This window comes from Pseudoxanthomonas sangjuensis (assembly GCF_010211755.1).
Lineage (GTDB): Bacteria > Pseudomonadota > Gammaproteobacteria > Xanthomonadales > Xanthomonadaceae > Pseudoxanthomonas_A > Pseudoxanthomonas_A sangjuensis.
In genome coordinates this window covers 1-589 of sequence record NZ_PDWR01000064.1, presented here as the reverse complement: position 1 = coordinate 589, position 589 = coordinate 1, and the positions used below count along the sequence as shown (strand labels likewise).

At 54.5% G+C, this 589-nt stretch carries 2 protein-coding genes; both read right to left on the bottom strand.

Going from position 1 to position 589, the window contains the following annotated elements:
• Nucleotides 1–271, bottom strand: a 271-nt coding sequence (locus tag CSC71_RS15300; protein WP_246192266.1) for a replication protein P, incomplete at its 3' end; no start/stop codon positions are given.
• The coding region (locus tag CSC71_RS15295; RefSeq protein WP_000112129.1) for a hypothetical protein at nucleotides 268–589 on the bottom strand (322 nt) is incomplete at its 5' end. The genes CSC71_RS15300 and CSC71_RS15295, both read right to left, overlap by 4 nt.

Below are 589 nucleotides of genomic sequence, written 5' to 3'. Positions count from 1 at the left end.
CGCGCATTCCTGCGTTAACCTGTTCCATCGTGGTGATCCCGTTTTCCCGAAAAGCCAGAACCCACTGGCGACGGATTTCGTTCACTTCGTTCTGGTCACGGTTAGCCAGGCTCGCCGGGAAAGTTGCCAGTAACTGGCTGAACACACCGTTGATGATCTGCGCTACCTGCTGTACCTGCGGCTTTTCGTCGTACTGTTCCGGCATGTTGTTGGCGATCCGACGCATCTGCTCACGGTCAAAGTTAACCATCTGTGCGGCGATGTTTTTCATAGATCCACCCCGTAAATCCAGTCTGTGTTTGTCAGGTCGAGTTTTGGTTTGCTGGCTGTCACGCCTGCCTGTTGCTTGTTACGGTTGATTTCGAGTTGGGTCCACTTATCGCGGAGTTTGGCCGGGCTCAGCACGTTACCGGACCAGAAGTTGTCCTGGCATGCCCAGCGGAACAGCACACACATGTCGCGGTGGTTACGTCCGTCACGTTCACGCATCAGGCGGATATCGTTAGCCCACCCAGCAAAATTCGGTTTTCTGGCTGATGGTGCGATAGTCTTCACCATGTCAAACATCCACTCTGCGGCGGTCAGGTCT